The 9,815-nt window shown below is 64.4% G+C and carries 6 protein-coding genes; all 6 read right to left on the bottom strand.

Annotated elements, in window-relative coordinates; all coding sequences use genetic code 11:
• Window positions 1-34: 34 nt before the first annotated feature.
• A complete protein-coding gene (locus AAFU51_10760) occupies window positions 35-2,137 on the bottom strand; it encodes a GspE/PulE family protein (GenBank protein MEO1571740.1) in 2,103 nt (700 codons plus the stop codon).
• A 133-nt stretch (window positions 2,138-2,270) separates the two neighbouring features.
• Window positions 2,271-3,623, bottom strand: coding sequence for a type II secretion system F family protein (locus AAFU51_10765; GenBank protein MEO1571741.1), 1,353 nt, complete (start codon window positions 3,621-3,623; stop codon window positions 2,271-2,273).
• A gap of 390 nt (window positions 3,624-4,013) precedes the next feature.
• On the bottom strand, window positions 4,014-5,402 hold the full coding sequence (locus AAFU51_10770; protein ID MEO1571742.1) for a T9SS type A sorting domain-containing protein: 1,389 nt from the start codon (window positions 5,400-5,402) through the stop codon (window positions 4,014-4,016).
• A gap of 17 nt (window positions 5,403-5,419) precedes the next feature.
• The gene (locus AAFU51_10775; protein MEO1571743.1) at window positions 5,420-6,781 is read right to left on the bottom strand and encodes a T9SS type A sorting domain-containing protein; all 1,362 of its coding nucleotides are present in this window, start codon (window positions 6,779-6,781) and stop codon (window positions 5,420-5,422) included.
• Between the two features lie 41 nt (window positions 6,782-6,822).
• On the bottom strand, window positions 6,823-9,315 hold the full coding sequence (locus AAFU51_10780) for a right-handed parallel beta-helix repeat-containing protein (GenBank protein MEO1571744.1): 2,493 nt from the start codon (window positions 9,313-9,315) through the stop codon (window positions 6,823-6,825).
• Between the two features lie 254 nt (window positions 9,316-9,569).
• A partial coding sequence (locus AAFU51_10785; protein ID MEO1571745.1) for a hypothetical protein occupies window positions 9,570-9,815 on the bottom strand: 246 nt, incomplete at its 5' end.

Raw genomic sequence — 9,815 nt, forward strand, 5'->3', positions numbered from 1 at the left:
GATTTCGTAAGGCCTCCGTTCCCGACGCCCGACCCTAATGCTCCGAAGCCGTCACGCGGAGCACCTCGTCGAGAGTCGTCTCGCCGATCTTCGCCACCTCGCGTGCCGACGCCTGGAGCGTCAGCATGCCCTCGCCGACGGCGATCCGCTTGATCTCGTCTTCGTCAATCACCTCCCCTGCATCCACAATGGCCTCGCGGATGGCCGGCGAGAAGTAGAGGGCCTCAGCGATGGCGCGGCGGCCTTTGTAGCCGCGGCCCTTACACATGGGGCACGTCGGGTCGTTGCCAGGCTCGTAGAACGTGACGGTTTCAATCTCCTCCTCAGTAAACCCGACCTGGGTAGCGAGGATCTCGTCGAGTTCGTCTCGAGGCGTCGCTTTCTTACACCCGTCGCAGACCTTACGGATGAGGCGCTGCGCCACGATCAGGTTGATCGCGTAGGCGATGAGGAAGGGCTCCAGCCCCATCTTATAGAGACGCGATACTGCAGAGGGCGCGTCGTTGGTGTGGAGCGTGGAGAAGGTGAGGTGGCCCGTGTTGGCGAGCTTGATGCCGAGCTCAGCGGTCGCCTTGTCACGCATCTCACCCACCATCACGATGTCGGGGTCGTGACGCAGAATGGCGCGCAGCGCGCCTTCGAGCGAGAGCTTGTGGCCCAGCTTGATCTGTCGCACGCCGGGGATGATGTACTCGACCGGGTCCTCAACCGTGAGCACGTTCACCTCGGGCGTGACCGTGTTGGAGAGCGCCGCCACGAGCGTCGTCGACTTACCCGAGCCCGTCGGGCCGGTCAGGATCACCATGCCGTGCGGCTGGCGGATCGCCTTGTTGAACTGCTCCATCGCGAACGGCAGGAGGCCGAGCTTGGAGAGGTCCGTGATCACCTTGCGGTCGTCGAGGATTCGGATGACGATGGACTCGGCGCGGATCTCGGAGTTGGCCGTGGCGATCGGCAGGATGGAGACGCGGTAGCGGATCGTGGTACCGTCGACGGGGCGCTGGATGAAGCCGTCCTGCGCCTTCTCGCGCTCGAAGCGGTCCACGCCGCCCGCGGTGTCCTTGATGACCGAGAGCAGCGCCTCGGGGTGGCCCTTCTTCTGCGTATGCCAGTGCGTCAGCCGCCCGTCGACGCGGAAGTGGACTTCGGTCTGGCGCGCGTGGTTGATCCAGATGTGGATGTCCGAAACGTTCTTGCGGACGCCCTCAATGAGGATCGCCTCGGTAAGGTTGATGAGTGCCGAGCGCGAAATCTCGGCTTCGAGCGCGTCCTCGTCGATGAGCGACTCTTCGCCGTCCTCGAACGACATGCCGAGGTCGAAGGCGTCGTCGTCGGACTCCTGGACGCGCTTGAGGTACTCGTTCTGCTTCGGGTAGGCGGTGTTCAGGATCCCGTCCACCACGTCGCCGGGCGCGAAGCACAGCTCGAAGCGCTCGAGCTCCAGCTTGTGCATGAGCCGCTGGAGCTCCTGCCGCATCGGGTCTTCGGTGATGAAGACCAGCTTCAGGATCCCAGACGCGTGGTCCTGCGCGTAGGCGTAGGGCGCCACGCCCATCTCGATGAGCTCGTCGCGGTATTCCTCCTGGAAGGACTCCGTCACCGTCTTGACGAACTCGACGTCGGGCTCGCGCTCCTGAACGGGCGCAACGCGAAAGGCGTAGGTGAGCGCAGCCTGCTCGAAAACGGCGTTGCGGTCGACGGTCCGGTCCTTCGTGAGCACACGCCAGAGCGGGTCGCGCAGGCGCTCGTTCTGCTTGATGTCGTGCGCAGTCTGGATCTGCTCCTCGGTGACCTTGCCGTCTTTGAGGAGGGCCTGCACCACGCGGTCGTGGCTGGCGAGGCTGCTTCCGCCCTGAGCCGGGGCGAGGGTGCCGCCTCTGCGGGGGACCGCGGCGCCGTCTCCGCCCGGGTTCGACGCCGCCGGAGGAGGCGGAGCGCTTGGCGCTGCTGGCTCCTTGCTGAGCGTCGCGGCGAGTTCGGCTTCGAGGGCGGGATCGCCCCCGTCGAGCGCGCTGCCCGACATCCAATTCGCGCCGTCGCCCTTGGCGGGCTCGTCCGGCGGGGAGGCGAACGGCGAGCGCGGCTTGCGCTTGCCGCCCGACCCGGGCGAGGAGCTGCGGAAGAAACGGCTTTGCATGGAACGGATGACGGCAGGGCCGTCGGGTGGCGGAGCGCGCGGCTCCGGTGGCGGAGGGTGGAGGCGGGCGGGGTGGAGTGTCGGCCCCGCGGCGCACGGCTCAGGCGCGGCCGCGACGGGTCGTCGCGAGCGGCTAGCCGCCCATCAGTTCGGTGGAGCTGGGTCGGATGAGCGCGGTCTCGGCGGAGAGCACCGTCAGGAAGGCCACCAGGATGCCGATGAACATCGACACGACCGTCTGGATGGTCTCCACGGCGGACTTGAGCTTGAGCGTCGTCTCCTTCTCGTAGTAGTCGGCCATCTGCTGGGCGCTCTTACGCACCGCGCCCGTCTCGGCGCCGGTGCGGAAGCGCGCGAGCGTCATCGACGTGAACACGCCCGAGGCCTCCATCGACTGCACGAGGTCGTTGCCCTGCGCGACGAGCATCGGGATGGTGATGGTCTTGACCTGGTGCTCGACGTAGCGGTTGCCTGAGGCCTCGGCGGCCACCTTGATGACCTCGATGTTCTCGCCCGCCGACGAGTAGAGGATGGCGAACACGCGGCAGAAGATCTCCAGGTTGAGCTTGTGCAGCAGGCTCCCGATGACCGGAATCCGGATCATGTGCTTGTGCGCCTGGAACTGTCCCTTCGGCGTCCGGAAGTACATCACGATGCCGCCTACAAGGAAGGCCAGCACCACGAGCAGGTAGCCGATATTTCGGTCGAGCCACTCGCTCGCTGCAATCGACCACGTGGTGAGCGGCGGCAGCTCGATGTTGTCGAAGCTGGCGAAGAGGCCGGCGGTCATCGGGACGATGTACCAGATGTACCAGATGAACACGCCGATGGTGGCGAGCACTGTCACCGAGGGCATGATGAGCGCGCTCTTGACGGACTTCTTGAACTCGTCGCGGCGCTCCAGGAAGCGGGCCGTGGCCTCGTAGATCTCAGACATGTTGCCCGACTTGGAGGCCACGCCGAGCATGTAGGCCGTGAACTTGCCGAGCGAATGCTGGTGCTTCATGAAGGCCTGTTGCGCCTCCATACCGGCCTTGAGGTCGCCGTTGATATCGCGGATGACCTGCTTGAGCGAGTTCGACGAGATGTCAGCGATGAGGAGGTTGAGCACCTCGTTGAAGTGCATCTTCTCGTTGAGCAGGTTCGCAGCCAGGCGCACGAACATGATCACGTCGCTCGACGGCGGCTTGCGCGTGATGTCGAAGAGCTTCTTCTTGACGTAGACGACCTCCATCCCCATGCGCTTGAGCGCGCGCTCGACTTCCCCGGCGCGGAAGGCCTTCTGCTCGCCCTGCACCACCTTGCCCGAGGGGTGCTTGACCTTGAAGTGGAAGGTAGCGCGCTTCTCGACCTGCTTGGCCGCGAACTTGTGCTTCGTGGCCAGCTCGTCCACCTTCTTCTTGGCCGTGCGCTCGTTGGGCGCGAACACGGTGCCTTGGACGGGCTGGCCGTTGGGGGCGATGCCGGTGAAACGATACTCGGCCATGGCGGAGGGAAGGCGCTAGCAGGAAGGCGGGGATTCGTAGCCGTGTGCTACGAATCGACCCGAGGAGGCTCCCTCGGGGGGATCGCCGTCCCACGACGCAAGGACGGGGCCAAACCACCGGCCCGGCGGGTTCGCAGCCAACCTGTAGGCTTCGCCCCCGCTTTAGGCACGCTGGGCGTCACGCATGGGTGACGTCTCTGCGGCGCATACGAACCCCTCCCCGACACACGTTACTGCCTCGAAGCGAACGCTTGGCACAACTGCTACCTCCGTGCTGGTGGTCCCCGCTTCCCGACGGCGTCCGTATCAGGGGTGGTGCGGACGCCGTCTTTTTGGATATCGATTCTCGACTATTGACTCGCGACCCGCCGGTCAAGCAAAGGGTGCGCATCACCGCGCCACCGTCACCCGCCGCGTCTCCGTCACATCCCCGACGCTCGCCCGCACCACGTAGACGCCCGCAGGCAGTCCCGTCGTCTCGAACGCGAGTGCGTTTGAGCCTGCTACGAGCACACCGTCGTGCAGAAGCGCTACCTGCCGCCCGAGCAAGTCGTATACCGCTACGTGCACTGCGGCGGCCTCGGCGAGCATGAGCGGCACCGTCACGGCCTCCCGTGTGGGATTCGGGTACGGTGCTCCCAACTCGAACGCCTCAGCGGGCTTTCCCGGCGGCGACTCTTCGCTAGCCACGGCAACCACTGCCGTCGTGGTGCGATAGACGCCTTGGTCGGTCGCCGCCCACAGCACGCCCCGCCGGTCGATTAACAGATCGTTGACCGCGAACCCGCCCCAGCCGTCTGTCCCGCCTTCCTCTGGCGGCGTCCCCACCGTCTCCCACGTCGTCCCGCCGTCCTCACTCCGAACCAGCGTGCCCAGGTCAGGGCCCGGCGCAACCTCGTTGAGGCCCATCCAGATCGAGCCGTCGTCACCGACCGTCAAGGAAGCGGGCGGGTACGGGCCTTCGTAGCCGTAGCTCGGCATGTCGAAGACGATGCGCTGTGCCCATGCCGCGCCGCCGTCCTCGCTGGCCCACAGCGCCGGGGGGCTCTCGGCCGTTGCGGCATCGGCGGAGGCATAGATGGTGCCCCCGAAAGGGTGGGTAGGATTCTTGTGGTGTGCGAGGACCCGTACGGCATCGCGCCGCCACAGGTTGGAGGTTTGCCAAGTCTCAGCGCCGTCGTCGGAGTAGACCACGCCCAGGTTCGTGGCCGCGAGCAGCCGCCCCGCTGGCAACTTCGCTGACACCGGCACCTCGGCGAAGTCCCAGAGTGAACCGGTACCCTCGCCCGAGATGGGTGTTATGGGCAGCGTGCTCCAGGTGGCCCCGGCGTCGTCGGAGCGCAAAAGCGCGGCGATGCGGCGGCAGGCAAGCACGGCTCCTGCGAAGACAGGTAGTGTCGTCTGCAAGAAGCACGAGATCTGGTTGCTGTCGTAGACACCCCGCAGCCAAGTGCGTCCGCCGTCGGTTGAGCGATCCATAGGAATCGACTCGACGAGGTAGTAGCCCTCCTTGGTCAGAACGAAGTCCACAGCTGGGAGCGCAGGACTGTGTAACGCCCCGCTCCAGGGGCCGCCTGGCGGATAGCGTCGCAGATCCGTGCCCCCCCCAGCCACAAAGACGGTATCCGTGGCAACGGTTGGCCCAGCTGCAAGCGCGAGGCGCTCCGCTAGGCCCTCAACGGGGCCAACGTACTCCCAGGTGACTTCCTGGGCATGCAGCGCAGCTGCGCTTGTCAGCACCAGCGTCACACCCAGGCCGACCGAGAGGAATAGCCTCATCGAGTCATCAGATCTGTTTACCGAGCTACCGTGAACGTCTGCGTGGCGACACCTTGGCCGCTCACGGCACGCACCACGTAGACGCCCGCCGCGAGCGTCGTCGTGGTCATCTCGAAGGTATGACGCCCCGGCTCCAACGGCCCGTCACTAAGTACGGCCACGACGCGACCGAGCACGTCGTAGACGACCACGCGTGCCTCAGCGGCCTCGGGCAGCGCCAGTGGCACGGTCACCGTCTCACCAGTAGGGTTCGGGTACGGTGCTCCCAGTTGGAATGCCTCAGCGGGCTTTCCCGGCAGCGGCTCCTCGGCAGTAACCACTACCACTGACGTGGTCGTGCGGTAGACGCCCCGTTCGGTTGCTGCCCACAGTACCCCCTTCCGGTCGATCAACAGGTCGTTGGCCGCGAAGCCACCCCAGCCATCACCCTCGCCAGGATCGCCCTCCGGTGTGTCACCTACCGTCTGCCACGTGTGTCCACCATCACTACTGCGCACCATCACACCGACGTTGGGATTCGGCCCGACCTGATTGAGGCTCATCCATACCGACCCGTCGGCACCCGCGACTACGGGCGAGCGGGTGTAGGGCTCCCGGAAGCCGTAGCTCGCCATGTCGAAGACCGTGCGTTGCTCCCACGTCGCCCCGCCGTCCTCGCTCGCCCACAGCGACGGCGGGGCCTCTACGGTGACGGCGGGAGCCGAGGCGTAGATGGGGCCGCCGAATGCATGGGCCGGGTCGTCGTGCCGGGCGAGGAAGTAGGTTTCGCCGCGTCGCCAGAGGTCGGAGGTCTGCCAGGTCACGGCCCCGTCGTCGGAGTAGAGCACGCCTAGGTTGGTGGCGGCCAGCAGGCGCCCCGCGGGCAGCGCCTCGGACACGGGCACCTCTGCGAACTCCCAGAGCGAGCCGGTGCCTTCGCCCGAGATGGGGGTGATCGGAGCGGTAGTCCAGGTGGCTCCTGCGTCGTCGGAGCGCAAGAGGGCGGCGATGCGGCGGCAGGCAAGCACGGCCCCAGCGAAGACCGGCAGCGTCGTCTGAAGGAAGCACGAGACCCGGTTCTCGCGGTATACCTCTAATTCCCAGGTTTGGCCGCCGTCGGTCGAACGGTCAATGATCGCGTTTGCATGGGTGAGGAGGTAACCTTCCGCTGTGAGCCCCAACAGATCAGGTGTGAGAGCGCGCCCTTTGAGCGATTCGCTCCAGGTGTCGTCTGAGGTGATGCGGCGGAGTTCCACAGATCCGCTTCCTGTCGCATAGAGCGTGTCAGCACTCCCATCCGGCGTGGTGCCATTTTTGAGCACGATGGCATCAACGGGCAAAGGCGCAGGCCCGATGAACTCCCAGATGACCTCTTGGGCGTGCAGCGGAGTAATGCTCACCAAAGCGAGCAGGACTCCCAACACAACCGGGACAGCCCTCCTCATCGCGCCACCGTGAACGTCTGCACCGCCGTCGACGACTCACTTACCACGCGTACCACGTACACCCCAGCCGCCAGGTCGCGTGTCGCTACGGTGAGGTCATACGTCCCGGCGTCGCGTCGCCCCTCGGCGAGCACGGCCACGGTACGGCCGAGCACGTCGTAGACGATCACACGCGCCCCGGCAGCTTCGGGCAGCGCCAGTGGCACCGTCACCGTCTCACCAGCAGGGTTCGGATACGGTGCTCCCAGTTGGAATGCCTCAGGCCGGGCCTCCGATTCGAGGCGAACCGCCGGTTCCGGGGCAACGCGCACCCGGTTTCCCGTGCTTTCCTTCGCCATAGCCAGGCGGTCGGCAGCCAGGGCTACCTCTGGATCGTCGGGTGTCGCCGCCTGCCAAGCAGCAAGAGCGGCCTCGGCCCCCTTTACGTCTCCCGCTTCCGCTCGGGTGTAAACCTGCGCGGCATAGGCGAATCCCACTACAGCGGTCCAGTCCTCGTCGCTCAGACCCTCTACCGTACGGAGCAGTTCATCGGCCTCTTTCAGGGCGCGATCTGCGTCGCCTTCACGCAAATACGTCCCGATGAGAGCGACGCTTGCCCAGGCCTGCTCCTCCGTGCGCTCCCTGGTCCTGTAAGCTTCCAGCCGGTCACGGGTGGATGCCCTGAGAGCAGCACCGTCGTGCGCGACCCGGGGAGGCATCTCAGTCCGCGGTGCGTCCGGCTCAGCGACATCGAGCCAGCCAGGATGATTGTGATAGTCAGCCACGCGTACCATCTCCGCGAACGCCGACGCCACGTCTGCTCCACCTTCACGTACGATCGCATCCAGATGGTCAAGCGCCCGCCATGGATCTACCACGACCGTCTCGTCCCAATTCTCCAGGCCGTAACGCTGGTGCTGTGACTCAGACGCCGCAGAACCTCCGGCCATGCGCAAGAAGCTTGAACTCGTGCTCTGGGGGTTGAGGCAGCCAGGCGGATCATTGCTGGGTGGTCCAAACTGTAGGTCCGGACCCGGCTCAGTGTCACACACATCCACGATAGAGATGCTGCCACTGCTTGTTTCCCGCGTGTACGTCGTCGTGAGCACGCTTCCGGGGTCGTTCGCCACAGGCTGCCCCCACCAGTTTGTGCTCGCTAACACGCTCGACGAGGTGCCTGAGGCTCGCGCCTCGTCACCGATGTTGCTCAGAATCGTGTTGTAGCGTCCCCGGTTGCTGTTGCCTGCCCCGATGAAGCCTTGGTTGCGTGCGTAGAGGCCATGCGTCCCGTTTGCCTCGATGACGTTGTAACCATCCGCGTGGTACCCCCCAGTAGGGTAGTAGTAGCGTCCGAGGTAGACTTGGCCGCGTGCGGCTTCAATGCCATCACGGGTGTTGCTGGTGAATGTGTTCTCGCCGTAGACGAGCGCCTCTGAGAACGCTCCGACGAGTAGACCTTCCCCCGTGTTGTTCACAATCGAATTCGTGCGAAGCCGAGTCGAAGCTAAGCCAGTAATTACGACTCCATACGAGGTGAGGTTGCTTATGCTGTTCTGAAAAAGGTAAGGGTCGGCGTTGGAGCCTGTCACGTACATACCTCCGGAGGCACTGGGCGACGCGCTGTCACGGATTTGAGAGCCAGTGATCGTGGGGGAGGCGTTGTTGATGCGAACGGCATAGGATCCCCAGCCACTTACGCCTTCTACCACGCTGCCACTCATCGTGCCAGTGGAGCCGGGTTCGTAGCGGATGCCGCTCCATCCAGAGGTCGAGAGGTCAGGCGTGAATACGACCCCGTCGGCGTCAAAATCCCCCGAGTTAACAATCCGCTTCCCCGGGGCAAACCTTAACTCTACGCCTGTTCCAACATTGAGCCGTGCCCCGGCCTCCACGATGAGGTCCTCGTCGAACGTGAGCGTGATGCCGTCCTCAATGGTGAGCGTGGCCCCGTTGGTGACGGTCAGAGCAGGGGCGAAGACGAAGCCGTCCATGGCGGCGTCGAACCAGGAGTCCTCGCGGATCATGAGTGCAGGCAGCGCGGTGAGGTCGTCGTAGTACTCGAACCGGATGTCCTTGCTCGTGCCCACATAGCGCAGGTCGTCGAGGGCGGGCCACCCGGTGCGGACGTAGTCGGGTGGGATATCCGCGAGCCGGGTGTAGCCAAACACGTTGGGACGCGTCCACGGGGAGAGCTGCGTTTTGTTTTCGGGCGACCAGAGGTCTCCGTCGTACAGCTCTGCCTGCGTGGGGCTGACTAGCGGATTTAGCGCGTCGCAAGTTGCGCTCGTAACCAAGTTGTTATCGCTCACAATGATGTCACGAAGTGCGCGAGGGTTTGAGCTTGGTGCGTCGAGCGACCAGACGCGCTCGATCATGAGGCCCTCATCCCAGAGTGCTTGCTTCGAGGTCTGTACTTCGACGCAGCCTCCGCAGGCGGAGAGGTTGGACCACCCTGTCGTGTACGGGGAAAACGGGTTATCGTCGATCTGATTGGTGATGATGAGGTCCATCGAGTTGTTTTGCGATAAGCTTGACCAATCTCCCAAGCTGATCCGTAGGCAATCGCTGAACGTATACAGACTGCGGAGGGTGTAGGTTTGACCGCCAACGGCAGCCGCGCAGTCGAGCTATCGCTCACCGCTGGGAATCGACTTATTCTTTTGGAGCATCCACCGCTCGGCACCCGAGAAAAGTAGTGTTCCACCCAGGCTGTTTCCGAACTGAGGTAAGCTTCCGACCGCCCCTCCCATTAATGCGAAGGTGACTAGTTCATCCCTGTAGGAAGTGTTGATGACATTTCCATCACTTCGGGCTTCGCTAGGCATATCGTCACCGCTGATGCCACGAAGGTGAACACCTCCGCCAGAAAGAGCGCTACCTCCTGCGAAAATGTTACTTCGAAAAATGTTATGACTAGGCTCTGTCTGGAAAAGGTGAGGTAACTTCGGCGCTTTTCCAAGCCACGCCGATGCCACCCAAGCGACACGCCCTCACCGACGCCCAGTGGGCC

The sequence above is a fragment of the Bacteroidota bacterium genome (assembly GCA_039821555.1).
In the GTDB taxonomy this organism is placed as follows: Bacteria; Bacteroidota; Rhodothermia; order Rhodothermales; family Rubricoccaceae; genus JBCBEX01.

Bases quoted from the DNA above. Each gene is read 5' to 3' on its own strand.
- AAFU51_10760 (MEO1571740.1), bottom strand. From the start codon at position 2,137: ATGCAAAGCCGTTTCTTCCGCAGCTCCTCGCCCGGGTCGGGCGGCAAG.
- AAFU51_10765 (MEO1571741.1), bottom strand. From the start codon at position 3,623: ATGGCCGAGTATCGTTTCACCGGCATCGCCCCCAACGGCCAGCCCGTC.
- AAFU51_10770 (MEO1571742.1), bottom strand. From the start codon at position 5,402: ATGAGGCTATTCCTCTCGGTCGGCCTGGGTGTGACGCTGGTGCTGACA.
- AAFU51_10780 (MEO1571744.1), bottom strand. From the start codon at position 9,315: ATGGACCTCATCATCACCAATCAGATCGACGATAACCCGTTTTCCCCG.